The sequence below is a fragment of the Rugosimonospora africana genome (assembly GCF_016862975.1).
GTDB classification, from domain to species: Bacteria; Actinomycetota; Actinomycetes; order Mycobacteriales; family Micromonosporaceae; genus Rugosimonospora; species Rugosimonospora africana.
On the sequence record NZ_BONZ01000049.1, the window covers coordinates 25,705 to 50,775 of the forward strand.

The window sequence follows — 25,071 nt, forward strand, 5'->3', positions numbered from 1 at the left end:
ACCGGCGTTGCGTGAGCTTAAGCGGCGGTCAGCCCGGAACGCCGGACCGCAGCCGGGGTGGTCTCCAGATGGGCCGAGAACACCCGGGTCAGGTGCTCCTGATGCGAGAACCCGCAGCACGTGGCGACCTCCGCGATCGGCATGGCGCCCTCGCGCAGCAGCCGCAGCGCGGCGTCGACCCGCAGCCGGATGAGGAACCGGTGCGGGGCCAGACCGGTCCTCGCCTTGAACTGGCGGGAGAACTGGCTGACCGACAGGCCCGCGACGGCGGCCATGTCGGTCAGCGGTACGGGTTCGGACAGCCGCTCGCGCATCAGCTCGCAGACCGCCGCGTACTGCCGGCTGCCGAGCCCCGGGCGCTTCGGCTCGGGCACCGGCCGGCCCGTCCCGGCGTGACGGCGGGCCAGTTGCGCGGCCAGCAGCGCGCCGAGGTGGTCGACGTACGTGCGGGCGGACGGCTCCCAGTGCTTCAGTACCCCGTCGAGCGAGAGCACGATCTGTTCCAGCAGCGGGTCGACGGTGCCCAGCTCCTCGGCGAGCCGCACCGGCGCGTCCTCGTCGTGTGCGTCCTGCAGGGCCGCGTCGGTGAGGTAGACGTGCACGGTGTCCAGCTCGCCGCCCAGCTCGACGTCGAGATCCTTGCCCGCCGGGTGCATGAAGAACGCACCGGGCGGCACGGTACGGGACTCGGTCAGGCCGAGATGACCGCGGCGCACCGCAACCGGCCCGTTGAGATGCAGGATCACCAGGTGGGTGGGTGCGGCGTCGAACCCGGCCTGGTACGGCTGCTCCCGCTGAGTCGACACGTAGAGCTGGTCCCAGCCGAGTCCGGCACTGGTGCGCCGCGGGTCGATCCACGGCTGGCGCAGGATGCCGTTCGTCTCCCGTACGGTCAGCTCATTCATCGCCGGCTCCCCTCGCCGCCGTCCGGACTGCCCTCTTCCCCGTATGAACGCGCTCCGGCCCGGTCCGGGTTCAGCGGACGGGGCCGGAGCGGTGTGCGGTTACTCGGCGTCGGGAGTGCTGGCGTCGACGCCCAGGTGCGCGGCCGGGATGGAGCCCAGCCGGCCGGCCTGGTAGTCCTCGAACGCCTGCATCAGCTCGGCGCGGGTGTTCATCACGAACGGGCCGTAGGCGGCCACCGGCTCGCGGATCGGCCGGCCGCCGAGGATGAGCACGTCCAGGTTCGGGCTGCGGGACTCCTGCGCGGCGTTGGCGGTGATGGTGATCGCGTCACCGGCGCCGTACACCGCGAGCTGGCCGAGGTGGACCGGCCGGCGCTCGGCGCCGACGGTACCGTCGCCGTTCATCACGTACGCCAGGGCGTTGAAGTCCTTGCGCCACGGCAGGGTCACCGAGGCACCCGGGCTCAGCGTCGCGTGCACCAGCGTGATCGGCGTGTACGTCGAGCCCGGCCCGGTGTGCCCGTCGACCTCGCCGGCGATGACCCGCAGCAGGGCGCCGCCGTCCGGGGACGCGAGCAGCGCAACGTTGCCCGCCCGGATGTCCTGGTAGCGCGGCGCGACGAACTTCTGCGCCTTGGGCAGGTTGACCCAGAGCTGGAAGCCGTGGAACAGGCCGCCCGAGGCGATCAGGTGCTCCGGCGGTACCTCGATGTGAAGGATTCCGCCGCCGGCGGTCATCCACTGGGTGTCGCCGTTGGTGATCAGACCACCGCCACCGTTGGAGTCGGAGTGCTGGAACTCACCATCGATCATGTAGGTCACAGTCTCGAAGCCGCGGTGCGGGTGCCACGGGGTGCCCTTGGGCTCACCCGGGGCGTACTCCACCTCACCCATCTGGTCCATGTGGATGAACGGGTCCAGGGCGCGCAGGTCCACCCCGGCGAAGGCACGGCGGACCGGGAAGCCCTCGCCCTCGTAACCCGAGGGCGCGGTGGTGACCGAGACGACCGGACGATCGTGCTCGGTGGTCGGGTCGGTGCGGCGGACCAGCGGCAGGGCCAGCGGGTTCTCGACGGTCACGGCGGGCATCGTGTCTCAGCTCCCAATATTTGCGGCGTCAACTAAAGTCACTCTACCAAAGGTCGTTGCTCAGTCAACTATTCCCGGCGGCCCGGTAGGCTCGGCATCGTGACTGACACCCGTTGGCTGGACGCCGAGGAGCAGCGGGCCTGGCGGGCCTACCTGGATGCGACGAGGCTGATGATCCGCGCCTTCGACCAGCAGCTCCAGACCGACGCGGAGGTCTCCTTCACCGACTACGAACTGCTGGTGAAGCTGTCCGAGGCGCCCGGGCGACGGCTGCGGATGCGGGACCTGGCGGACGCGACGATGTCCACCCGCAGCGGCGTGACCCGGGCGGTGACCAGGCTGGAGCAGCTCGGCTGGGTGCGCCGGGTCGAGTGCGAGGACGACCGTCGCGGTACCCACGCCGAGCTGACACCTGCCGGGTTGGCCAAGCTCGCGGCGGCGGCTCCGGGCCATGTCACCGCGGTGCGCGAGCACCTGTTCGATCAGCTCACCCCGGCGCAGGTCGATCACCTCGCCGAGGCGTTCGGCCAGGTGGCGGACGCCCTCCAGCGACCCCGAGCCGGGGGAGCGCAGCCGGAGCCGGATTCTCGCGGAGACGGACACGCCCGGCGCATCTCGGCGGCCCGGGCCGGCTGAACACCGCCAATCGGGCGAAGCGCCGCGCGGAAACCGTCAGACTGATCGGGTACGCAACGAGCGGTCCGACCGGGAGGCGCGATGGCCGGCAACCAGGACACCGGGGCGGATCCCGGCACGATCGTGCTGATTCACGGACTGTGGATGACCCCGCGTTCCTGGGAGCACTGGATCGATCGGTACCGGGCCGCCGGGTTCGAGGTACTGGCGCCGGCCTGGCCCGGGCTGGAGGGTGAGGTCGAGTCCCTGCGCCAGGACTCGACGCCGCTCGAACGCCTGGAGATCGACCAGATCATCGAGTACTACCGGGCCATCATCCGGCAGATGCCCAGCCCGCCGATCATCATGGGTCACTCGTTCGGCGGAGCCTTCGTCCAGGTACTCCTCGACTGTGGCCTGGGCGCCGCCGGGGTCACCATTGGCTCCGCCGCGGTCAAGGGCATCGCGCGCATGTCGAGCTCGACGATCAAGTCAGTGCTGCCGGTCCTGAAGAACCCGGCCAACTCCCGCAAGGCGGTGCCGCTGACTCACGAGCAGTTCCACGAGTCGTTCACGAACTGCCTGACGGAAGAGGAATCGAGGGCGGTTTACGACCGGTACTACATACCGGCCGCGGGCCACGTCGTGTTCGAGGCCGGGCTGGCCAACTTCGCGCCGCACGCGGCCACGAAGGTGGACTTCGGCAACAACAACCGCGCGCCGCTGCTGTTCATCGTCGGCGGGCAGGACCGGGTCAGCCCGCCGTCGCTGGTCCTGGACAACGCCAACCACTACCGCAAGGGCACCGCGATCACGGACGTCAAGCAGTACCCGTACCGCTGCCACTACACGCTCGGCCAGGAGGGCTGGGAAGAGGTGGCCGACTACGCCCTGTCGTGGTCGCTGCAGGAGGCGCGTGCGGCGCAGCGTCGCGCGACCCTCAAGCACGCTTGACGACGCGGCGCGGTCAGGCGCCCTCGCTGCGGTGCTTGAGCCCGTGTGCCTCCAGCCCGAGGTACCGGCGGGTCTGCGCACCGGTGAACAGGCCGACCAGCGGTGCGAGGACACCCGTCTGGTCGACGGCGAGGAACACCGTCGAGGTCCCGTCCGGGTTGGCCGACACCCGGTGGATGCCGGCCGTGCTCACCCCGGCCGAGTGCGAGGACCAGGTGAACTCGCGGCCCTCCTCGAATCCGGTGACCTCCCAGACGAGTACCGGCATCTTCGGCTGCCGGATCCGGGCGCGGCTGCCCAGCGCCATCGGGCCGGTGTCCAGCCGCTTCACCTCGCGCATCGACGCGGTCCACTCCGGCCAGCGCTCGACGTCGATCAGCTCCTCCCACACCGTCGCCGGATCGGCCTCGATGTCGACCGTGATCTCGATGTGCATTCTGCATCTCCGAATCAGTGGCTGAGCGTGGAACCGGTGACCGTTGGCTTGTGCGCGCCAAGAAAGAAGATGCCAGGCAGGCCGCTGGTCTCGAATCCGTCACTGCGGTTGCCGCGCAGTGTCGAGGAGTCGATGCTCATCGTCCCGGTGCGGTCGTTGCTGACGTAGAAGACCGCGCCGCCACCCTCGTTCGCGTGGTTGTTCTCGATGATCGAGCCAGCGATCTTCAGCGTGTACGTGTTGCCGTCGTTGTAGATGGCACCGCCGCTGCCGCCGCCCGGGGTGCCGCTCTTCGCCGGGTTCGCGCCGTTGCCGACCGCGGTGTTGTAGGTCATGAGGCTGTTGAGCACCGTCCAGGACACCCCGATGCTGCTCAGCGCGCCGCCGTTGGAGCACGTGCCGCCTTGCCCGGAGGCACCCCCGAAGGTGCTGTTGACCACGTACACCGGCAGGCCCTGGTACTGGTCGAGCACCCGGATCGCGGCGCCGCCGAGGTCGGGGCCGGTGCGGTCACACCGGTTGCGGACGAACTTGGAGTTGACCACCTTGAACCGGCCGCCGCGCACCAGGATGGCGCCGCCGCCACCGCCTTCGGCCCGGTCGCCGGTGGAGTTCCCGTCGGCGAACGTCAGGTTCTGCACGGTCAGCTGCGGGCTGGACTGGTTCTGGCAGTGGCTGGTGGTCCAGACCTGAGCCTCGTCGCAGGTGTCCATGTAGAGGATGCGGCGTGCCCCTCCACCGCTGAGGGTCACCAGCCCGCCGCCGTCGAGTACCACCCGGGAGGTGGTGTTGCGCACCTTCGCGGTGGCCTTCATCGTGATGGTCACCGGCGCCTGCCCGCAGGAGAAGGTGATGATCCCGCCGGCCGCGACCGCCGCGACGACGGCGGCTGAGGTGCAGCTCGCCGGGGTGCCGTTGCCGACCACCCGGGTCGGGTGGGTGGTGTCGACCGCCTTCGCCTCCGCCGGTACCGCCGCGTGGCCGTTCGGGTTGCCGGCCTTCAACAGCGCGACGGTGCTGGGCTTGGTAACGGACGGGCTGGGCGAGGCCGACCGGCTGGGCGTCGGGCTGGCGGCTGGGCTGGCGGTAGCCGACGGCATGGCCGCGGCGGCGCGCCAGTCGGCGGTGCCGGAGGCCGAGCCGCAGCCGGTCAGGGCGGTGCCGAGCAGGAGCCCGGCGGCGAGCACGGCGGTCACGCGAGGCAGGCGCACCGGTCGACTCTAAGCGCCGGTCACCCGCATGGGTAGCGCCTGTCGACGGGCCGCACCCTGCGTCAAGGGTTCCCCCGGGAGAGTGAGATCGGGCCGGTACGTCCGGCGTGTCGCGCGATTTGCGAGGCGTGTCGCGGCGGCACGGCAATCTCAGGCGTTTAACGAACCGTGACTATATGGAGCGAAGACGACGAGTCCGAACAATCCAGTTCGGACCCCCACTTACCCCTCGAACCAGTCTCCGGTCGGCCGGTACGGCGCCGCCGATACCGGAGCCTCCTGACCTCGGCGGCCTGCGTGCTGGCCATCGCGGCCTCCGGGATCGTGCTGTACGACCCGGGCCTGCCCTCCGAGGCCGGCGCGGCACCGGCGGGCGCGGCAACCCTCGGTACGGCCGACCTGTGGCGCGCCCCCGGCAACGAGGTCTCCCGGGACCTGGCGCGCGACACCCCGCCGGTCCAGACCCCCACCCCGTCGCCCACGCCCGCCCCGTCGGCTCCGGCCCGGCCTCCGTCGGTTCCCGGCCTGAGCCAGGTGCAGACCGGCAACGCCGTCGTCATCGTGGCCGTCGCCCAGCGGCGCGGGCTGCCGCACCGCGCCATGGTGATCGGCATCGCGACCGCTCTGCAGGAGAGCAGCCTGCGCAACCTGGCGAACCGTCGGCTGCCGGCGTCGCTCGCCCTGCCCCATCAGGCTGTCGGATCCGACCATGATTCGGTGGGCTTGTTCCAGCAGCGGACCAGCCAGGGGTGGGGCCAGGTGGCCCGGCTGATGGATCCGGCCGCGTCGGCCGGGCTGTTCTTCGACCGACTGGTACGGGTACGGAACTGGCAGTCCATCAGCGTCGCGGCCGCGGCCCAGGCGGTACAGCGGTCGGCGTACCCGAGCGCGTACCGCAGGCACCAGGCACTCGCCGAACGCGTGGTCGAGGCGCTGACCTGAGCCGTCAGCCGAAGATGCCGCCCCTGCGGCGCCAGCGCAGCTCGCGGAAGCGCTTCTCCACGGCACCGAGGAACCAGTCCGGCACCTGGCCGGTCGCCCGCAGCGCCTGCCGCTCCTCGGGCGTCAGCCGCTGGGCGACGTCGTCGACCGCGAACGAGTACCGCATCATCCGCGACTTCACCGAGCCGCGGGACAGGTCGGTGCCGAACCCGGTGCCGGTGGGCGTCAGGTTGCCGAAGAGCCGGCCGAGCACCGACCGGCGGCGGCTGCGCCGGTTGAGCCGGTCGCGTACCGCGAGCCAGGCCAGCCGCTCGTCGCGTACCTTCGCCATGCCTCGATCCTCCCGCTTACCCCGCACGCCCGGCACGCGATCCGGCCGGCATCCCCGGCGTGTCCGTCGGCGCCCCGGCCCGGCGCGTCAGCCGGCCCGCTCGTCGGAGCCAGCCGCGGCAGGGCAGGATATATGCCGGAGGTGACCCGACCGGATGGCAGGCAAGATCCGCGACGAGGATATCGCGCTGGTCCGTGACCGCACGTCGATCGTGGACGTGATCTCCGAGCAGGTCACGCTGAAGCCGGCGGGCGGTGGCAACCTCAAGGGCCTGTGCCCGTTCCACGACGAGAAGACGCCGTCGTTCACCGTGTCCTCGGCGCGCAACGTCTACTTCTGCCACGGCTGCGGCGCCGGCGGGGACGCGATCCGCTTCGTCATGGAGACCGAGCACCTGGCGTTCGTCGAGGCGATCGAGCGGCTGGCCAACCGGGCCGGCATCCAGCTGCGCTACGTCGAGGCCGGCCCCGCCCCGGTACGCCAGCAGGGTCAGCGCCAGCGCCTGGTCGAGGCGCACCGGGCCGCGGCCGAGTTCTACGCGGAGCAGTTGGCCACCCCCGGCGCGCGAGCGGCCCGGGAGTTCCTGGCCCAGCGGGGGTTCGACCGGGACACCGCGCAGACATACGGCTGCGGCTTCGCCCCGGACGCCTGGGACGCCCTGGTCAAGCACCTGCGCGCGCGGGGGTTCAGCACGGCCGAGCTGACCACCGGCGGGCTGGCCAAGCCGGCCCGGTCCGGCTCGCTGATCGACCGGTTCCGCCGCCGGCTGATGTGGCCGATCCGCGACCTGGCCGGCGACGTGATCGGCTTCGGGGCCCGCAAGCTGTTCGATGACGACGACGGGCCCAAATACCTGAACACCCCGGAGTCGCCGCTCTACAAGAAGTCCCACGTGCTCTACGGCATCGACCGCGCCAAGCGGGAGATCGCCAAGCAGGGCCGGGTGGTGGTCGTCGAGGGGTACACCGACGTGATGGCCTGCCACCTCGCGCAGGTGCCGACCGCCGTGGCCACCTGCGGCACCGCGTTCGGCAGCGACCACATCGGCGTGCTGCGGCGGTTGCTGATGGACACCGACGGCGTGGCCGGTGAGATCATCTTCACGTTCGACGGCGACGCCGCCGGCCAGAAGGCGGCGCTGCGCGCGTTCGAGGACGACCAGCGGTTCGTCGGGCGCACGTTCATCGCGGTCGGCCCGGACAACATGGACCCCTGCGAGCTGCGGCTGGCCAAGGGGGACGTGGCGGTCCGCGACCTGGTGGCCCGCCGCGAGCCGCTGGTGGACTTCGCGCTGCGCTCCATGCTGTCGCGCTTCGACCTCGACACGGTCGAGGGCCGGGTCGACGCCATGCGCCGGGCCGCGCCACTGGTCGCGAAGATCAAGGACCGGGAGAAGCGGCCGGAGTACGCCCGCAAGCTCGCCGGCGACCTGGGCATGGACGTGGAGCCGGTGCTCCGGGCGGTGAACACGGCCGCCGGCCGGGCCGGCACCGCCACGGCCCCGACCAGGGCCGCCGTCGAGGCCACCGCGGACAGTCCACAAGGCACGGTCGAGCGGGAGGCGCTCAAGCTGGCGCTCCAGGCGCCGGTGCTCGCCGGCCCGATGTTCGACTCGATCCCGACCGAGGCATATCAGCATCCGGTGCACGCCGCGGTGCGGGACGCGATCGCCGAGGCGGGCGGCGCGTCGGCCGCGGTCGGCGGCGCCGGCTGGGTCGAGCAGGTCCGCGACACCTGCCTCGACCTCGCCGCCAAGGCGCTGGTCGGCGAGCTGGCGGTGACTCCGCTGCACCTGTCCGGCGAGCCGGATCCGCGGTATGTGGCGGTGACCCTGGCCCGGCTGCAACTGCCCGCCGTGACCAGGCGGATCATGGAGTTGAAGTCCAAGCTCCAGCGGCTCAACCCGGTGACCCACGTCGATGAGCACCTACGGCTGTTCGGGGAGCTGGTACCGCTGGAGCAGCATGCGCGGGCCCTGCGCGAGCAGGCCGCCGGGGGGTAAAAGATCATGGCATTGTTCGGGCGCCGGAAGCGGCTACCCGACCGGTACCGTCCGTCGCTGGAACGGGACGAGCGGATACTGGCCTGGGCCGAGGTCGGCGGCGATGGGGCCCTGGTGGCCACCAACCGTGGGTTGTGGCCGCCCAGGGGAAACGGCACGGCGGGAGCCGACACGGAGCCGCCCGCGAGGCTGGGCTGGAACGAGATCCACAAGGCCACCTGGACCGGCGAGAAGCTGGAGATCATCGCGGCCCGGGTCGCCGATCACGGCGACGGGTACGACGTGGTCGAGGACCTGCCGACCATCGGGTTTCCGCTGGCCGAGCCGCGTGAGCTGCCCGGGGAGGTCCGGGCCCGGGTCACCCGCTCGGTCGGCCCGAGCACCCACCATCCGCTGCCGGGCGGCGGCGGGGTACGGGTGGCGGCCCGCCGGGTACCGGGGGTGAACGGGCTGCGCTGGACGGTCCGCTACGACCCCGGCGTCGACCACGACGACCCGGTCGTCCGGGAGGTCACCGCGCAGCTGGTGGCGCAGGCCCGGGCGAGCGTCGAGGTGACTCCATAGTCATCGGTCGGAGGACCTAGCTAGGCCGTGTTTTCGAAATTGTCGGTGGCTGCGTGGATACTGCGCGGCTGTGGGCAGGCATACCGCGTTTCGGTTCACGGTTGATCCGTTGCCGAGTCAGGTGGTGGTGTTGGCGCGGCATGCGGGTGCGTCACGGTTTGCCTACAATCAGTGTCTTCGCCTGGTGAAGGATGCTCTGACGGCCCGGGCGGTGGATTCTTCGGTCGAGGTGCCGTGGTCCCGGTTCGACCTGATTAACACGTTCAACGCGTGGAAGGTGTCCGCGGCGGCCGGGCGGCTGCTGATCGCTGATGCATCTGGTGAGGTGGCGGTGGTGGCCACCGGTCTGGCCTGGCGGACCGAGGTCAGCGCTCAGGTGTTCGAGGAGGCCGCGGTCGACCTGGATCGGGCTCTGGACGCGTACAGTGCCTCCCGTCGGGGTCAGCGTGCCGGGCGGCGGGTGGGGTTTCCCCGTTTCAAGCACAAGAGTCGGGATCGGCGGTCGTTTCGTATCCGGCAGAAGACCAGCGGTGGCCGTGGCTGCATCCGGGTCGGTGAGGATGCTGCCCGGTCGGTGACCCTGCCCCGCATCGGCACGTTGAAGGTGCGGGAAGACACCCGCAAACTGCGGCGGATGCTGCGCACCGGGCGGGCCACTATCGCCTCCGCAACGGTGTCGTGGCGGGCCGGGCGGTGGACGGTCGCGGTCACGGTGAAAGCGGCTGACCTGCACCCGGCCCGGCAGCACCCGCCACGCCCGGACGGAGATCCGACCGGTTGGGTGGGGGTGGACCGGGGTCTTGCCGCGTACGTGGTCGCCGCGAGGGCCACCGGACAGCAGGTGTTCCGTCAGGACGACCCGCCCAGGCCGTTGCGGGCCGCCCAAGGTCGGCTACGGCGACTGTCCCGACAGGTCAGCCGCAAGAAGAAGGGCTCGGCGAACCGGGCCACAGCGGTGGCCCGGCTCGGCCGGGTCCACGCCCGGATCCGGAACGTCCGGCAGGCGTTGCTGCATGAGGTTGCCAACGAGTTGGTCCAGACTCACGATCGGCTGGCGTTGGAGACCTTGAACATCACCGGGATGATGGCCAATCACCGTCTTGCTGGAGCGATCGGTGATGCCGCCTGGGGTGAACTGGGCCGGATCATCGCCTACAAGCAGTCGTGGCGAGGCGGGCAACAGATTGCGGTGGATCGGTGGTTTCCGTCCACGAAGACCTGCTCCCGGTGCCACACGGTCGCGGCAGTGGTGCCGTTGTCCGCGCGTGTCTTTGAGTGCGGGGCCTGCGGGTATCGGGCCGACCGGGATCGCAACGCGGCAGTTAACCTCGCTGTCTGGGCCGAGCAGCACCACGCTCGGACCCGGGACCTCGACGCACGGGGCCCGGTTATCAACGCTTTCCGAGGGGACGGCTCTGGCCCACACCTACGTGTGAGTGAAACCAGCCCCCGTGACGGAAGAACCCGACCATCACACCCAGCCCGGATGTCGGTGGGAGGGACGCCCGAGGAGGGCGGTGGATCATGAATCCCACAGGGACTAATGAAACACGCGGTAGGTCCATAAACCGATGGGGGAGTGTCGTACCCGCCGGCTAGGGTCGCGACGTGAGTCCCTTCAGACGTCCCCGACCGGCTCCCGACCAGGTGACAGGCCCCGTCGGCGCGACCGGCGGCGCCCAGGCGCCCGACGCACCGATGATCCACGCCCGCGGGCTGGTGAAGCGCTTCGGCGACTTCACCGCCGTCAACGGCATCGACGTCGATGTCGCGCGCGGGGAGTCGTTCGGCTTCCTGGGGCCCAACGGCGCCGGCAAGAGTTCGACCATGCGCATGATCGGCTGCGTGTCCCAGCCGACCGGGGGCGTGCTGCGCATCCTCGGCATGGACCCGCGCCGGCAGGGCACCGGGATCCGGGCACGGCTGGGCGTGTGCCCGCAGCAGGACTCGCTCGATCCCGAGCTGTCTGTGAAGGAAAACCTGGTCAGCTATGCCCGGTTCTTCGGGATCCCGCGGCGCGTCGCCAAGGCCAAGGCCGACGAGCTGCTGGAGTTCGTCCAGCTCACTGAGCGCGCCGACAGCAAGGTCGAACCGCTGTCCGGCGGGATGAAGCGACGGCTGACCATCGCCCGCGCGCTGGTCAACGACCCGGACATCGTGCTGCTCGACGAGCCGACGACCGGCCTCGACCCGCAGGCCCGACACCTGGTCTGGGAGCGGCTGTTCCGGCTCAAGCAGCAGGGCGTGACGCTCGTGCTCACCACCCACTACATGGACGAGGCCGAGCAGCTGTGCGACCGGCTCGTGGTGATGGACGGCGGGAAGATCGTCGCGGAGGACTCGCCGCGGGCGCTGATCGAGCGATACTCCACCCGGGAGGTCGTCGAGCTGCGGTTCGGCGCGGCGTCCCTGGAGGACATGGCCGGCAAGCTCGCCGGGCTCGGTGAGCGGATCGAGGTGCTGCCCGATCGCATCCTGCTCTACGCGTTCGATGGCGACGAGGCCGCCGAGGCGGTCACCGGGCGCGGACTGACCCCTTCCGGCACGCTGGTGCGGCGCAGCACCCTGGAAGACGTGTTCCTGCACCTGACCGGCCGGACCCTGGTGGACTAGATGGCTGCCGTCCTGTCGGTGCTGGAAACCGACCTCATGGCATACCGGCGCACCTGGCGGGCCTCGGTGCTCTCCTCGTTCGTGCTGCCGACGCTGTTCGTCCTCGGCTTCGGGCTGTCCGTCGGCTCGTTCGTCGACCGAGGCGGACAGCTGGGACCGGTGCACTACCTGGACTTCATCGTCCCGGGCATGCTCGCCTCCACCGCGCTGCAGGTGGCCTTCGGCGAGTCGTCGTTCCCGGTGTTCAGCAAGTTCGAGTGGATCCGCACCTACCACGCGATGGTGGCCACGCCGCTGCGCGTGGTCGACATCCTCGGCGGCGACCTGCTGTTCCTGCTCCTGCGGCTGCTCACGACGACGGTGGTGTTCCTCGCCGTGACCTCGGCGTTCCACGCGGTGCACTCGTGGTGGGCGATCGCCGTGCTACCGGTGGCGGGGCTGCTCGGCATCGCCGTCGCCGCCCCGATCTTCGCGTTCGCCGCGCGGGTCGACCAGGACGGCTACTTCCCGATGCTGATGCGGTTCGTGGTCATCCCGATGTCGTTGTTCGCCGGGGTGTTCTTCCCGATCGATCGGCTGCCCGAGGTGCTGCGCTGGTTGGCGTACATCTCGCCGCTGTGGCACGCGGTCGTGCTGTGCCGGGCCGCCACCCTGCCCGGCTTCGGGGTCTCCGTCCTCACCGCCGTCGGGCACCTGGCCTACCTCGCCGCCTGGGCCGGGGCCGGGTTCTGGCTGGCGCTGCGCGCCTTCCGGCGCCGGCTCGTGATCTGAAGGAGGTCCGTCATGGCTCTCGCGACCTCGTTCGGCCCGGGCGTTCTCGGCCGGCTCGACGGTTCGGTCAAGCGATCCGGTGCGGTCACCCGCCGCAACATCAGCGCGCTGCGCTCGGCGTACTGGCTGGTGGTCATCTCCGGCTTCTTCGAGCCGCTGCTGTACCTGCTGTCCATCGGTGTCGGCGTCGGCGGCCTGGTCAACAAGATGGCCCTGCCCGACGGCCGGCTGGTCGACTACGCCGTATTCGTCGCACCGTCCATGCTCGCCTCGTCCGCCATGAGCGGCGCACTGGCCGAGACCACCTTCAACTTCTTCGGGAAGATGAAGTTCATGAAGCTGTACGACGGGGTGCTGGCCACCCCGGTACGGCCGATGGAGGTGGCGCTCGGCGAGCTGACGTGGGCCATGATTCGCGGTTCCCTGTACTCCGCCGCGTTCCTCGTGATCATGGTGGTGATGGGGCTGACCTCGGCCGGCTGGGCGCTCCTCGCGTTCCCGGCCAGCCTGCTGGTCGGCCTCTCGTTCGGCGGGTTGGGCATGGCGCTGAGCACGTTCCTGACCAGTTGGCAGGACTTCGACGTGCTGGGCACGCTGCAGTTCGCGCTGTTCCTGTTCTCCGGTACCTTCGCTCCGGTGAGTTCATACCCCGAGGCGGTGCGGCTGCTCATCGAAGCGACCCCGCTCTATCACGCGGTCGAGTTGATCCGCGGGCTGACCACCGGCTCGCCGCATCCGGTCCTCATCGGTCACGCCGCCTACCTGGTGGTGATGGGCATCCTCGGGCTGGCCGTCGCCGGCCGCCGGATGGGACGGTTGCTGCTCAAATGAGTCGACTGCTGATCTTCTCCGCCACCACCGGGTACCGGCACGAGAGCATCCCGGCCGGCGTCGTCGCCATGCGCGAACTGGGGGAGGCCGACGGGTTCGCCGTCGACGCGACCGAGGACGCCGCCGTGTTCACCCCGGACAACCTCGCGCGGTATGCAGCCATGGTCTTCATGAACAGCAGCGGCACGCTGTTCGACGACGCCGGCAGGTCGGCGCTGCGCGGATATGTCGCGGACGGCGGCGGGTACCTCGGCGTACACCTCGCGGCCGGCACCGAGTACGACTGGCCCTACTACGGCGGCCTGGTCGGCGCATACTTCGACAAGCACCCGGAGGTGCAGCCCGCCGGCTTCGACGTGGAAAACCGGTCCCACCCGGCGACGGCCCACCTGCCCCGCCGCTGGGAGCGCGTCGACGAGCTGTACAACTACCGCAGCAATCCGCGCTCCGATGCGCACGTGCTGATCACGCTCGACGAGTCGTCATACTCGGGCGGCACGATGGGGGAGGATCACCCGATCACCTGGTGCCACCGGTACGAGGGCGGTCGAGCCTTCTACACCGGCGCCGGGCACACCGTCGAGTCCTATGTCGAACCGGCGTTCCGTGCCGTGCTGCTCGGCGGGCTGCGGTACGCGGCCGGCACGGCGTACGCCGACGACCGGCCGGAGCACGGGTACCTGACGCTGTCGGCCGGGGACGTGGCCGACTGGTACAGCCCCGACGCGTACCAGCGCTGCTCGGTCAAGTTCGGCTGGCGGGACGCCGGAGCCGGCCTCACGGCGCGCATCGGCGTACCGGGCAGCGTGGACCCGGTGGACGCGGCGCGATCCGGCGGGCACGAGATCAGGTTGGACGAGGCCGGACCGCTCAACGCCGCCGGCGAGTGGAACACCACCGAGATCGCGATCACCGAGGACCGGGTCGACGTGTACCTGAACGGCGTGCCGACCCACCGGGTCGACGGCGGTGTCCCGGCGGGCCGGGTCTGGCTCGGGCCGGCGGGGGAGTGGCGGGGGAGCGGGGCAGCGTCCGGCGAGGACGGCTTCCGCGACATCCGGATCCGAGGAGCGGCGTAGCGCGCCTCTATTGGGCCGGTCCGTCCCGGGAGGGCCTCGTCCGGGTGGCTCGGCTCGCCCTCGTCGCGCCGCGGGCGTGGCCTTGGCGGGGTCGTCCGGTGCGGACGCGTTTGCCGGGCCGGTCCCCACTGGGGCCGACCCGGGATCAAACGCGTCAGCTCGCCGCGCCGCTGATCAGGTCAGCGGGCCGGTCGGGTTGGCGCCGGTCGAACTCGACGCGTGCGCGCCGTTGACGGTCATCGTGTGGCCGTTGGGGTGCAGGAGCTTGTCGCCAAAACGAGTACTGCTGATCTTGTCGGTTACCGTGCCTTTGCCCTGCTCGTACAGCTTGCTCGCCTGCGCCTGGACCACACCCGCGGCCTCTTGAACGCTGGGGCTGTCCTTCACCTTGCGGGCAGTGCGGACCAGCTCGTCATATGCCTGGCGGCCGGCCCGGCTGCCAAGGACGAAGCCCGCGGCGAGACCGCCGAGGAACATCACCTTTCCGCGCATGGCGGATCCCTCCAATCGGACTCAACGTACGACGTGATCATGCCCGTACGTCCTGTCGATGCCGTGTTGTCCTCTACCTCTATGTATCCTGCCGCCTCACTGGCGAAACCGGTGGGAGTATGTCGATTTCCCCTGCCTACAGATCATCTCTCGCCGGCATGGCGGGTCTTCGGTGGTCGCCTCGTGCCGGCGTGGCGGATCTTCGGTGGTCGCCGGCAGCCCTTGTGAGCTGGGGCGGCGGCGCCGGGCCCGGCGGAGTCCAGGCGGCCCGACCTGGCGGGAAAACCCGGTGGCGTGAAAGGGCCGAGGATCCTGTACTCTAGTCGGCGTCGCCCCGGGAGGCTGTGATCACCGGAGCGACGCATGCGGTCCCCCGTAGCTCAATTGGCAGAGCAACCGGCTGTTAACCGGTAGGTTTTTGGTTCGAGTCCAAACGGGGGAGCCAGGTCGTCGCCCGCCCACAGTGGTGGGCTTCGCCGTTTTCGGGTCGCCCGGCCGTCGTTCTGGCCGGCAACCGGTCGGCGGCGTGCGGCCGGTGGGTAAGGGGCCGGCGTGAGCCGCTGTTCCGCGTGGCACGCGCCGGTGGTTCAAGGATCTTTCGAGGCCGCTGGGTAAGCTGGCGGTGCCGGGGCGGTAGCTCAGCAGGTTAGAGCAGTGGACTCATAATCCATCGGTCACGGGTTCGAGTCCCGTCCGCCCCACCAATGCCCTATTTCGGGACGCCGACGACCCAAGGCGAATCCGCGCCAGTCCGCCGAGCCGGTCAGCCGGGCTAGGCGTTGAGGGTTTGCAGTCGTGTGGTGACGAAGTGGCGCAGCGGGGTGTCGAGTTCCGGCTGAGCGTGATGACCGGCCCGGTACAGCAGCGTCGCCGTCGCCAGCGCGGCGCTCAGCACTCCAGCGGGATCCGGGGACGGGTAGGTCGCCTCGATATCGGGCGGCAGCTGCGCGTCAGCATCATCGAGCAGGCTGGTGAGCCCGAACTCAGGATAGGGGACTCCCTCGCCGACGGCCCATAGCTGTAGCACGCGTGTGCGGCCTCGGTGTATCTGCTCGATCCCCTCAAGTAGGGAGGCGCGTCGCAGATACTTGGCTACGTTGCTCAGTGCCTCCCAGCCGTCCAATAGCCAGCGATGAGGATCATCTGGTGCGGCGGCCCATTTTCTCGGGGTGAAAGTCGTCGCCAGCCGACCGCGCCGGTCAAGGAGAGCGACACTGCGTGGTGCCTTTCCGGACCGAATGGCCGCAGGCAAGACGACGAGGTCGATCTGTCCACCGTCGGCGTACTGGACCCACCAACGGTGGACGCCGTCCCAGGGTTGGGCCGACAGGTCGACGACGTCGCCGAACCCGCGAAGCATGTTGGTGACGTCATCGATGGGTGGCGAATCGTCACCGATGTGGCCCAGCCCGACGTCGAGGTCGGAGAGTTCGTCTCCGCGCCCCTCGGCAACAGAGCAACCCAACTCCAGCCACTCCCATCGGGCATCGGCTTCTACGGCGGTAAGCAGCCGATCGAGGAGTCGTGCCTGCACGGCCAGTTCGGGACCAAGCCCGTGGATCCACTGTCTCGCATCGGTCATCTCGTCTCCAGTCAGTCTCGGGACGTGGGTGACACCGTCGTACTGCTGCCAGAGAGGCACCAAGTTGCGCCGACATTGCCGGGCTCTGATGATTGCCAGTAGCCGGCCGGCTGGCTAACGGTGGTTGGCGCGTCTGAAAGTTTGCACATTCCGCCACCAGACGCCGGCCGCGAGAACCCCAACGAGTTCCATCGGCACGCGGACGCTCCAACTGTCGTGAAGGAACAGCGGCACGATGAGCAAGGCCAGCGCAACCAATGCCTGCAGAATCAACACAGCGACCGCGAAACGACCTATGCGCTCGAACACAAGGTCAGCATAGGAGGCAGACCAAACGGTCCGCGAGTGGCTAGGCCGGAACAGCGCAGCAGCGAGGTACAGCAACCGAAGGCCGGCCACCGTCGTTGTGGGCTGCTGCCCGGCGGTCCGGTTGGTAACGTCTGTGCTCCGGTGGCGTCGGGTCGGGCGGGGGAACGCATGGGCAAGAACAGCCGTGAACGGCACAAGGTCAAGCGGAAGGCCGCCGCGGCGAGTCAGCGTCGAAGGGCTGCCGGGACACACAGTCCCGAGGACCCGTTGGGCCTGTTCGAGGCACCCAACATTCCGTCGCAGCGTCAGCTCGCGGAACAGATCATCGACCAGGCGGTCCGCGCCCAGCACCGCGCAGATCTGGCCGAGCTCGACCAGTGCTGTGCCCTGCTGGCCGCCGGTCCCGGCGGTGCTACCGGCATCCAAGTCGTCAACCGGACCTTGTTGACTCGCCTGCTCCGCGAGGTCGAGCACGCTTGGCGGGACGGTTGGCAGCCGGCTGAACTGGTACGGGTGGCTCGCCGCGAGTACGCAACGCGTCACGGTCGGCTCTTGGTCGATGCCATCGCGGCGCAGATGCGCAGCTATTCCAGTGCGACCGTCGATCAGCGGTGGCAGTCGCAGTTGGCTGCCCTCGACGCGCAGGTGTGGTGGGAGCACGACGACCACTACGTGAGTGTCTGGGGCGATCGGCAGGGGCTCGACCGCGCCGGGGCGATCGCCACCGTGATCGAGGTGCTTCACCGTCTCGCGACGTTGCCGCCGATCGAGAAGGTCGGCCCGATGCCGGGCGCTGCCGTACCGGCTGGGGCGACGCCGCCCGCCGACCTCGATCAGCGGATGCTCCATCGGGTCCGGGCGTTGCTGGCCAAGGCGGAGTCCACCGAGTTTCCGGAGGAGGCCGACGCGTTCACGGCGAAGGCGCAGGAGTTGATGGCCCGTCATCGCATCGATCACGCCCTGCTCGCCGCTACGACGGGCGAACGCGACCAGCCGCGTACCCGCAGGGTGGGCGTCGACAATCCGTACGAGGCGCCGAAGTCGCTGCTGCTGCAGGTCGTCGCGGAGGCCAACAGCTGCCGGGCGGTGTGGACGAAGCGGTTCGGCTTCACCACCATCGTCGGCTTCCCGGCCGATCTGGATTCGACCGAATTGCTGTTCACCTCGTTGCTCGTGCAGGCGACGAGGGCGATGACGCAGGCCAAGCCGAGCGCGGACAGGTATGGGCGCAACACCACCCGCTCGTTCCGGCAGTCATTCCTGACCGCGTACGCCTCGCGGATCGGGGAACGGCTGGATACCGCGACCGAGGAGGTCGACCGGGAGATGACCGCGTCGGTGGGGGCCGCCCAACTGCTGCCTGTGCTCGCCGCGCGCGACGACGCGGTACGCGATGCCTTTGAGAAGCAGTTCCCCGAACTGACGCACCAGGCCGCCGCGATCAACAACCGGGAGGGCTGGGCGTCCGGCCGGGCAGCGGCCGACCGGGCTTCGCTGCACGGCCGGCAAGCGGTCGCACAGGAGTGATCGGCTGCTCGAACTCGGCGATGACTCTGAGTCGTCCGCCGAGGGGCTTCGACGCAGGCACTCATCGCTTAAGTTCAACGCCATGACCACCGAGACGACGAGCCAGCTCGTCATTGCCATCCTCGGACTTGTTGCCGCTACCGTCCCGGCCGTCCGGATCGGCCGGAGGCGGTCCCAGCGGGCGGAACAGCTTCGACGAGACCTCGAACTCCTGCGGCTCATACCGGAGACCAGCCCCAGCCGGCAACTGTTCGCCGACGACATCGAGCGGCGTCTCGCCAGCCTGGTCCGATCGGAGATCGTTGGCAGGCGGGACAGAGACGGCCTCGTCGGCTCGGCGGTCTTCATCGGCGTTGGTGCCGGGTTCGGTGCCCTCGGAATATTCAACGACGGCTTGTGGCGCCTCTTCTTGATACCGGCAATCGTGTTGTTGGTGGCCGGGCTCGCCATCCTTCCGATGTACCTGCGAAAGGTCCCCCGCGACACCAAGGGAAACGCGATCGAGGGCTCGCCTTCGCCCGGATTGATGAATGAACAACCGGCGGACGACGTTCCGGCCGAACTCGAACGCAGTTCCTGAACCTAGCCTCGCTGACCCGCCGGAGTTGGCGGGTCAGCGGCGGCGTCCCGCCGGTCAGGTCACTTCTTAGCTGGGTCGCCTTGGGCGAGGCGGGAGAGGTGGTCCCACTTCTCAAGTCCGGCGAGGCGGCCGGCGTACTCGGTTCGCAGCGCGTCGAGTCCGTTGGTGCCGAACAGCACTCGCAGGGGCGGATTCGGGGTATCGGCGAGTGCGAGGATCGCTTGCGCGGTGGCGGCGGGGTCTCCGGGGGTGAACCCGGAGCTGGCCGAGCCTGCGTAGAGGGCTTCACGGGCATGTGCGTATGCGGGGTTTGGCGTGGCCTGTGGTGAGGCGGCGGCCAGGCCGGTAGGGAAGATGATCGGTTCGATCAGGGTGACGTGGATGTCATAGGCGGCGACCTCAGCGGCCAGCGCCTGGCTCATCGCTTCGAGTGCCCATTTCGACGCCTGGTAGATGCCCAACGCCGGATAGGCAACCAGGCCCCCAAGCGAGGAAACCTGCATGATCCGGCCACGGCGACGCCGACGCATGCCGGGCAGCACGGCTCGGGTGGTCCACAGCGCGCCGAAGTAGTTGACGTCCATTTGCGCACGGGCCTGATCGGCGCTGACTTCCTCCACCGCCCCGACAAGCATGTGCCCGGCGTTGTTGACCAGCAGGTCAATGCCGCCGAAGCGCTGCTCGACCCGATTGACCGCGGCATCGACGGCAGCCCGGTCGGTGACGTCCAGTTCGAGCGCGAGCACCCGTTCGCCATAGCGGTCGGTCAGCGGGTTCAGCGTCGCGGCGTCGCGCGCCGTGGCGGCGAGGTTGTCGCCGCGTTCCAGGATGGCTTCGGCCCAGTAGGCGCCGAGCCCGCGGGACGCGCCGGTGAGGAACCAGGTGGACATGGTGGTGCTCCCAAGATCAGTCGGATCGGTCGTGATCCAGCCTGCGGTCTTCCCGACGGCCTTGGCAGAGTGAGCTTAACTCTGCCAAACGGGCATGCGGGCGCGCACACTGCAGATGTGAATGCCCCCCTGCTGGCAGAGTTCCTGAAGATTCGCCGGCACGCGTTGAGCCCCGGCGAGGTCGGCCTCCCGGCGGCCGGCCGGCGACGGACCCCCGGCCTACGACGCGAAGAAGTCGCCGCTCTGGCCGGAATCTCGACCGACTACTACACCCGGCTCGAGCAGCAGAGGGCGACCGCCGTGCCATCCGAGCCCGTTCTCCGTTCGCTGACTCGGGCGTTACGGCTGAGCCGAGACGAACGTGACCACCTCTACCGGCTCACTGGTCACCGTATTCCCGAACGCCACACAGACGATCGGCATGTCGACGCGGCATTGCTCAGTGTCCTCGACGCGCTGACCGACATCCCGGCTCAGGTCATGACCGATCTCGGCGAGATCCTCGTACAGAACAACTTGGCGCGCGCCGTCTTCGGTCCTCACGCCGGTGGCACCGGGCCGGAGGCAAGTTTCATCTACCGCTGGTTCCGCGAGCCCTCCGCACGGGGCGGCTACCCTGTCGAGGACTACGCCGCAGAGTCCCGTGCGCTGGTCGCCGATCTGCGTGCCGCAGTGACACGCCGCGGTGATGCTCCCGCGCAGTCGCTGGTCTCACGCCTACTGGCCGAGAGTCCCGAATTCGCCGCGCTCTGGAAGCTGCACGACGTCGCCGTGCTGCGCCGGCGCCTCAAACGGGTCCGGCATCCCGAAGTAGGACTGCTGGAATTCGACTGCCAGTACCTCGTCGGCGAGGAACGCTCGCACATCCTTGCCGTCTTCTCGCCGCGGCCTGGAACCCCTACCACCGAGCGGCTCACGCTACTGGCCCTGGCCCACGATTCGCTGGGCATCGCGACAAGCTGAACGCCACGACAAGTTTTGGGTGGGTTTCGAGTCCCTGACGAAAGACGGAGGCTAGTTGCCGCGCGTGCTGCGGAAGGTGCGGCGGTAGGTGTCCGGGGGTACGCCCACGGTGCGGTGGAAGTGCCGGCGCAGCGTTGTGGCGGTGCCCATGCCGGTGGCCGAAGCGATGGTGTCGACGTTGTCGTCGGTGGTCTCCAAGAGTTCCTGAGCGCGGCGGATTCGTTGGGTCAGCAGCCACTGCAGCGGGGTCGTACCGGTCACCGATCTGAAGTGACGGCCGAGGTTGCGGGAGCTCATTTTGGCCTGGCGGGCCAGTTCTTCGACGGTCAGGGGCTGGTCCAGCCGGTCGATCGCCCAAGGGATCAGCTCGGCGAGCGGGTGGTTGTGAGGGGCGGGCATCGGGGTGGTGACGAACTGGGCCTGGCCGCCCGATCGGTGCGGCGGCACGACCAGGCGGCGTGCGACCGCGTTGGCGATGGCTGAGCCGTGGTCGAGGCGTACCAGATGCAGGCAAAGGTCCATCGCGGCGGCCTTGCCGGCGGAGGTGAGCACCCGGCCGTTGTCGACGTACAGCACGTCCGGGTCGACCTTGACCCGCGGGTACTGAGCGGCCAGGACGTCGGTGTGCGCCCAGTGTGTGGTGGCACGCAGCCCGTCCAGCAGTCCGGCGGCGGCCAGCACGAACGCTCCCGTGCAGAGCGAGGCCACCCGGGCGCCGGCGTCGTGGGCCGCCCGTACCGCGTCGACGAGGTCGGTGGGCGGGTCTTCGTCGACGTCCGCGCACGCGGGCACGATCACTGTGTCGGCGCGGGCGAGCCGGTCCAGGCCGGTGTCGGGTTCCAGCCGGAACCGGCCGACAGCGACCGCGTCCGAGCCGCAGAGCGAGACGTCGTACCACCTGTCGGCCAGGCCGGGTGGCGGGTTGCCGAAGACCTCGCACGCCACGGCCAGTTCGAAGTGCAGCATGCCGTCGGTGACGGCGAGCGCGACGGTACCCATGTCCGAAATTGTATGCACCGTGGCGTTCCAGACACTCGCGGGGGGCGGCCGGGGTCGCGACGATGTCAGCTGTGAATGGTTCGACGACTGGTCCGGGTCGTGGCGCCAGGCGCCGAGCCAGACCAGTCGCACGGGTGGGAGAGCTGAAATGGGTGACACGGTGGCTGTGTTCGGCGCGTACGGGCACACCGGACGGTTTGTAGTGGCGGAACTCCGGGATCGCGGGTACGTCCCGATTCTCTCAGGCCGCGACCCGGAGAAGCTGTGGGAGATGGCGGCCGGCACGGGGCTTGGCGTCCGGCCGGCGTCGGTCGACGATCCGGCTTCGCTCGACCGGGCAGTGGCCGGCGCGGCGGCCGTCATCAACTGCGCCGGGCCGTTCGCCGCCACAGCCGCCCCGGTGGTGGAGGCGGCGCTGCGCGCGGGGATTCCGTACGTGGACGTGGCGGCGGAGATCGAGGCCAATGTGGACACGTTCGCGGGTTTTGCCGACCGCGCCCGTGCCGCGCGTACGGTTGTCGTCCCGGCGATGGCCTTCTTCGGTGGTCTCGGAGACCTGCTCGCCACGGCGGCGATGGGGGACTGGGTGGCGGCCGATGAGGCACACGTCGCGTACGCGCTGAGCAGCTGGCACCCCACGGCCAGTACCCGCGCCGCGGGCACGGTCTCCCGGCAACGCCGCAACGGGCGGCGGGTTCGCTACACCGGCGGGCGCCTGGAGTACCACGACGAGGAGCTGCCGACTTTTCAGTGGCACTTCCCCGCGCCGGTGGGCGCGCGGACCGTTGTCGGAGAGTTCTCGATGGCGGATGTCGTGACCATCCCCAGTCACCTGTCGATCCCCGAGGTGCGGACTCAGCTGACGGTCGAGGCGACCAGGGACCTGTCGGCTCCGGACACACCCGCACCCACGGCGGTCGACGCTCGCGGGCGGTCGTCGCAGACGTTCCTCGTCGATGTCGTCGTGACAGCCGATGGCGTGCGAAGGCGTGCCACGGCGGGCGGTCAGGACATCTACGCCATCAGCGCTCCGCTCGCCGTGGAGGCGGTGCACCGCCTACTCACGGGGCAGAGCAAGGGGATCGGTGTGGTCTCCGCCGGCGCGGCCTTCGACGCACCGGACTTCCTGCGCTGCCTGTCGGCGCACCTCTCGTTCGATTGCGATGCCGGCGGCGGAAGGTAGCCGCGCCCGGGGCCGGCGCGACACGCCGGCCGGTGGAGACGGCGGATAGCCGGGAGGATCACCGGGGATCGTCCGGGAGCCCGGGCCTGCGACGGCACGCGGCTCAGGACGTGGGAGGCGGACACCTGTCGGGAAGCGTGACCTGGCCGGGGCGGCGGTCGAACGTGGCCAGCGTGAACCACTCGTCCAGCTCCGGATCGAACAGGTTCTGGAGACCGAAGTGCAGCACCTGTACCCACTGGCTCGGATCCCGCTGGTCGACGTACACGTCGGCCTGGCCGATCGGGAGCCGGGGGAACTCGCCCGGCCGGGTGGAGCCCACCACGACTCCGACCCGCCAGTGATTGACGTACCGGTCCTTGTTTCCCTGCAGGATCTCCGGTCCGACGAACCGTGAGGTCTTCAGCTTGTCGTTCAATATCTGGCGGTTGAAGAAACCCAGCGAGTCGCACCGGCGCGGCGGGAAAAGCGGGATGTTCGGCCACTTGTAGGTCAGCGTGTAGAGCGTGTTGTGGAAGATCAGGTTGGTGAACCAGATCGGGTACTCCGGTCCTCCGGCGGTCATCTGACTGTCGCCGTTCCGCCCCTGCCAGGTGAACGGGACGTCGATGCCGAGGTCGCGGACGATGTACCGGCCCGTCGCCTGGAAGTCGGCCGGAAGCAGCGGAGGACGCGGCTCTTCAGGCTTGACCGGAACGGTGCCGCTGGCCAGGGTCGTACGGGGAAGCGCCAGGGTCGTACGGGGAAGCGACGGAGCGGCGGCCACGTCCGGTGCGATCGCGGCCATGGCGATCAGGCCGCCGACCGCTACCGAGACCCAGGTCCGACGTGCTCGGGTCGATGCCATGTCCCCTCCACGGGCTTGGACAGCGTGAGGGGTGGCTGACGAGTCCGAGCATGGCCGAATTTCGTGAGCTCGGCTGACGTTTCGGGGATGCGGAGGGCTGACCCGACCCGAACGGGGAAGACCGACCGCCCGGTCGGAAACCGGGCGGTCGGTCAACGGTCAGCGAACGGTACGGAAGAACGTCTTGAGTTCGGCCACGAACAGGTCGGGGACTTCGAGCGCGGCGAAGTGGCCGCCTTGCTCGTACTCCGCCCAGTGGGTGATGTTGTTGAGCGGTTCGGCGAACTGGCGGATGGCGATGTCCTCGGCGAAGTTCGCCACCCCGGTGGGTACGCGCGACGGGGTCGGCCAGTTCGTGGTGTGCATGGACTCGTAGTACATCTGGGCTGACGACGCGCCGGTGTTGGTCAGCCAGTAGATCATCGCGTGGGTGAGGACCTGGTCGGGTCCGACCGAGCCGGCCGGGTAGGCCCAGTCGTGGAACTTCTCGCCGATCCAGGCGAGTTGCGCGACCGGGGAGTCGGCGAGGCCGAATCCGAGCGTGTGCGGACGCGTCGCCTGGATCTTGAAGTAGCCGTCACCGTCGCCCAGGAACCGGTTCATCCGCTCCAGCCGGACTTTCTCGGCGTCGGTGAGTACCGCGTCCTCCGGCACTCCGCCGAGCGGGATGAAACCGACGGTCGCCGCGTTGACGTGTACGCCGGCGACGTGTTCCGGGTCGACCCGGCCGAGGTCGGGGGCCACGAACGCGCCGAAGTCGCCGCCCTGCGCCCCGTACCGCTGGTAGCCGAGCCGGGCCATCAGCTCCGCATACGCGGTGGCGATGCGGCGGGCGTCCCAGCCGGCCGCGGCCGGACCGGTGAACCCGAAGTTGGGGTGCGACGGGATCACCAGGTGATAGGCGTCGGCGGGGTCATCTGGGTGGGTCAGCGGCTCGATCACCTCCAGGAACTCGGCGACCGACCCCGGCCAGCCGTGCGCGAGGAGCAGCGGGAACGCGCCTTCGTGAGGCGAACGGACGTGCAGGAAGTGGATGTCCTGCCCGTCGATCCGCGTGGTGAACTGCGGGTACTGGTTGATCCGCTCCTCGAACCCGCGCCAGTCGTACTTCGTCGTCCAGTACTCGACCAGGTCCTTCAGGTGCGGCACGGGCACGCCGCGGCTCCAACCGACATCCGGGACCTGGCTGGGCCAGCGCACATCGGCCAGCCGCCGCCGCAGGTCGTCCAGAGCCTCCTGCGGGATGTCGACGCGGAACGGCCTGATCTCGGTGCCTATCTCTTTGCCCATCTGGTTGTCCATTTCGGTGCCCATGGAAGAACTCCTTCGTCTGACTGCCTTCGGGAGCAAGCCTGT

Annotated in this window: 26 protein-coding genes and 2 tRNA genes; 16 read left to right on the top strand and 12 right to left on the bottom strand. The window is 69.6% G+C overall.

The features are described from left to right. Positions 1–17: 17 nt before the first annotated feature. Positions 18–905 (bottom strand): helix-turn-helix domain-containing protein, encoded by an 888-nt coding sequence (locus Raf01_RS25355; RefSeq protein WP_203920506.1) that lies wholly within the window; start codon positions 903–905, stop codon positions 18–20. Positions 906–1,004: 99 nt separating this feature from the next. Further along, positions 1,005–1,994 carry a pirin family protein gene (locus Raf01_RS25360; RefSeq protein ID WP_203920507.1) on the bottom strand — a complete coding sequence of 330 codons (990 nt, stop codon included), beginning with the start codon at positions 1,992–1,994 and terminating at the stop codon, positions 1,005–1,007. A 99-nt stretch (positions 1,995–2,093) separates the two neighbouring features. Here Raf01_RS25360 and Raf01_RS25365 point away from each other — a divergent pair, with 99 nt between their 5' ends. Beyond that, entirely contained in the window at positions 2,094–2,630 is a 537-nt protein-coding gene (locus Raf01_RS25365) for a MarR family winged helix-turn-helix transcriptional regulator (RefSeq protein WP_239133893.1), read from the top strand. Positions 2,631–2,711: 81 nt separating this feature from the next. Beyond that, the gene (locus Raf01_RS25370) at positions 2,712–3,563 is read left to right on the top strand and encodes an alpha/beta hydrolase (RefSeq protein WP_203920508.1); all 852 of its coding nucleotides are present in this window, start codon (positions 2,712–2,714) and stop codon (positions 3,561–3,563) included. Positions 3,564–3,576: 13 nt separating this feature from the next. Here the strand turns inward: Raf01_RS25370 and Raf01_RS25375 are convergent, their stop codons facing one another. After that, positions 3,577–3,999, bottom strand: a complete 423-nt coding sequence (locus Raf01_RS25375) for an SRPBCC family protein (protein ID WP_203920509.1) — start codon at positions 3,997–3,999, stop codon at positions 3,577–3,579. Positions 4,000–4,013: 14 nt separating this feature from the next. Then, complete coding sequence (locus Raf01_RS25380) at positions 4,014–5,099, bottom strand: hypothetical protein (RefSeq protein WP_239133917.1); 1,086 nt, start codon at positions 5,097–5,099, stop codon at positions 4,014–4,016. Positions 5,100–5,507: 408 nt separating this feature from the next. Between Raf01_RS25380 and Raf01_RS25385 the strand changes: the two genes are divergently transcribed. Beyond that, positions 5,508–6,152, top strand: coding sequence for a hypothetical protein (locus Raf01_RS25385; protein ID WP_203920510.1), 645 nt, complete (start codon positions 5,508–5,510; stop codon positions 6,150–6,152). A 4-nt stretch (positions 6,153–6,156) separates the two neighbouring features. Here the strand turns inward: Raf01_RS25385 and Raf01_RS25390 are convergent, their stop codons facing one another. Continuing rightward, the gene (locus Raf01_RS25390; protein WP_203920511.1) at positions 6,157–6,483 is read right to left on the bottom strand and encodes a hypothetical protein; all 327 of its coding nucleotides are present in this window, start codon (positions 6,481–6,483) and stop codon (positions 6,157–6,159) included. A 154-nt stretch (positions 6,484–6,637) separates the two neighbouring features. Between Raf01_RS25390 and dnaG the strand changes: the two genes are divergently transcribed. The 7 genes from dnaG (at position 6,638) to Raf01_RS25425 (ending at position 14,343) form a co-directional block, all read left to right on the top strand. Next, complete coding sequence (gene dnaG / locus Raf01_RS25395) at positions 6,638–8,485, top strand: DNA primase (protein ID WP_203920512.1); 1,848 nt, start codon at positions 6,638–6,640, stop codon at positions 8,483–8,485. Between the two features lie 6 nt (positions 8,486–8,491). Then, positions 8,492–9,049 carry a hypothetical protein gene (locus Raf01_RS25400; protein WP_203920513.1) on the top strand — a complete coding sequence of 186 codons (558 nt, stop codon included), beginning with the start codon at positions 8,492–8,494 and terminating at the stop codon, positions 9,047–9,049. A gap of 70 nt (positions 9,050–9,119) precedes the next feature. Further along, positions 9,120–10,577: an RNA-guided endonuclease InsQ/TnpB family protein gene (locus Raf01_RS25405; RefSeq protein ID WP_275413047.1), complete on the top strand. Its 1,458-nt coding sequence runs from the start codon at positions 9,120–9,122 to the stop codon at positions 10,575–10,577. Between the two features lie 170 nt (positions 10,578–10,747). Beyond that, positions 10,748–11,662, top strand: a complete 915-nt coding sequence (locus Raf01_RS25410; RefSeq protein ID WP_203920654.1) for an ABC transporter ATP-binding protein — start codon at positions 10,748–10,750, stop codon at positions 11,660–11,662. After that, positions 11,663–12,433 (top strand): ABC transporter permease, encoded by a 771-nt coding sequence (locus Raf01_RS25415; protein ID WP_203920515.1) that lies wholly within the window; start codon positions 11,663–11,665, stop codon positions 12,431–12,433. Positions 12,434–12,445: 12 nt separating this feature from the next. Then, a complete protein-coding gene (locus Raf01_RS25420; protein WP_203920516.1) occupies positions 12,446–13,264 on the top strand; it encodes an ABC transporter permease in 819 nt (272 codons plus the stop codon). Then, entirely contained in the window at positions 13,261–14,343 is a 1,083-nt protein-coding gene (locus tag Raf01_RS25425; RefSeq protein ID WP_203920517.1) for a ThuA domain-containing protein, read from the top strand. The genes Raf01_RS25420 and Raf01_RS25425 overlap by 4 nt, the downstream gene beginning before the upstream one ends. 174 nt (positions 14,344–14,517) lie before the next feature. Here Raf01_RS25425 and Raf01_RS25430 read toward each other — a convergent pair whose 3' ends face one another. Further along, on the bottom strand, positions 14,518–14,835 hold the full coding sequence (locus Raf01_RS25430) for a hypothetical protein (protein ID WP_203920518.1): 318 nt from the start codon (positions 14,833–14,835) through the stop codon (positions 14,518–14,520). 369 nt (positions 14,836–15,204) lie between these two features. Here Raf01_RS25430 and Raf01_RS25435 point away from each other — a divergent pair. Together Raf01_RS25435 and Raf01_RS25440 are read left to right on the top strand one after the other, a co-directional pair. Beyond that, a tRNA-Asn gene (locus Raf01_RS25435) sits at positions 15,205–15,280 on the top strand. Positions 15,281–15,462: 182 nt separating this feature from the next. After that, a tRNA-Ile gene (locus Raf01_RS25440) sits at positions 15,463–15,539 on the top strand. A 68-nt stretch (positions 15,540–15,607) separates the two neighbouring features. Here the strand turns inward: Raf01_RS25440 and Raf01_RS25445 are convergent. Together Raf01_RS25445 and Raf01_RS25450 are read right to left on the bottom strand one after the other, a co-directional pair. After that, entirely contained in the window at positions 15,608–16,417 is an 810-nt protein-coding gene (locus Raf01_RS25445) for a hypothetical protein (protein WP_203920519.1), read from the bottom strand. 114 nt (positions 16,418–16,531) lie between these two features. Beyond that, positions 16,532–16,726 (bottom strand): hypothetical protein, encoded by a 195-nt coding sequence (locus Raf01_RS25450; protein ID WP_203920520.1) that lies wholly within the window; start codon positions 16,724–16,726, stop codon positions 16,532–16,534. Between the two features lie 291 nt (positions 16,727–17,017). Between Raf01_RS25450 and Raf01_RS25455 the strand changes: the two genes are divergently transcribed. Continuing rightward, positions 17,018–18,253, top strand: a complete 1,236-nt coding sequence (locus Raf01_RS25455; RefSeq protein WP_308442667.1) for a DUF2786 domain-containing protein — start codon at positions 17,018–17,020, stop codon at positions 18,251–18,253. Positions 18,254–18,335: 82 nt separating this feature from the next. Further along, positions 18,336–18,833: a hypothetical protein gene (locus Raf01_RS25460; RefSeq protein ID WP_203920522.1), complete on the top strand. Its 498-nt coding sequence runs from the start codon at positions 18,336–18,338 to the stop codon at positions 18,831–18,833. Between the two features lie 59 nt (positions 18,834–18,892). Here the strand turns inward: Raf01_RS25460 and Raf01_RS25465 are convergent, their stop codons facing one another. Beyond that, entirely contained in the window at positions 18,893–19,723 is an 831-nt protein-coding gene (locus Raf01_RS25465; RefSeq protein WP_203920523.1) for an SDR family NAD(P)-dependent oxidoreductase, read from the bottom strand. A gap of 117 nt (positions 19,724–19,840) precedes the next feature. Between Raf01_RS25465 and Raf01_RS25470 the strand changes: the two genes are divergently transcribed. Next, positions 19,841–20,686, top strand: coding sequence for a helix-turn-helix transcriptional regulator (locus tag Raf01_RS25470; protein WP_203920524.1), 846 nt, complete (start codon positions 19,841–19,843; stop codon positions 20,684–20,686). A gap of 51 nt (positions 20,687–20,737) precedes the next feature. Here the strand turns inward: Raf01_RS25470 and Raf01_RS25475 are convergent, their stop codons facing one another. Further along, positions 20,738–21,685 (bottom strand): helix-turn-helix domain-containing protein, encoded by a 948-nt coding sequence (locus Raf01_RS25475; protein WP_203920525.1) that lies wholly within the window; start codon positions 21,683–21,685, stop codon positions 20,738–20,740. A 148-nt stretch (positions 21,686–21,833) separates the two neighbouring features. Here Raf01_RS25475 and Raf01_RS25480 point away from each other — a divergent pair, with 148 nt between their 5' ends. Beyond that, positions 21,834–22,868, top strand: coding sequence for a saccharopine dehydrogenase family protein (locus Raf01_RS25480; protein ID WP_203920526.1), 1,035 nt, complete (start codon positions 21,834–21,836; stop codon positions 22,866–22,868). Between the two features lie 103 nt (positions 22,869–22,971). On the opposite strand, the gene Raf01_RS25485 is transcribed toward Raf01_RS25480, so the two are convergent. Next, a complete protein-coding gene (locus Raf01_RS25485) occupies positions 22,972–23,715 on the bottom strand; it encodes a hypothetical protein (protein ID WP_203920527.1) in 744 nt (247 codons plus the stop codon). A 159-nt stretch (positions 23,716–23,874) separates the two neighbouring features. Continuing rightward, positions 23,875–24,981 (bottom strand): epoxide hydrolase family protein, encoded by a 1,107-nt coding sequence (locus Raf01_RS25490; RefSeq protein WP_203920655.1) that lies wholly within the window; start codon positions 24,979–24,981, stop codon positions 23,875–23,877. Positions 24,982–25,071: the final 90 nt, after the last annotated feature.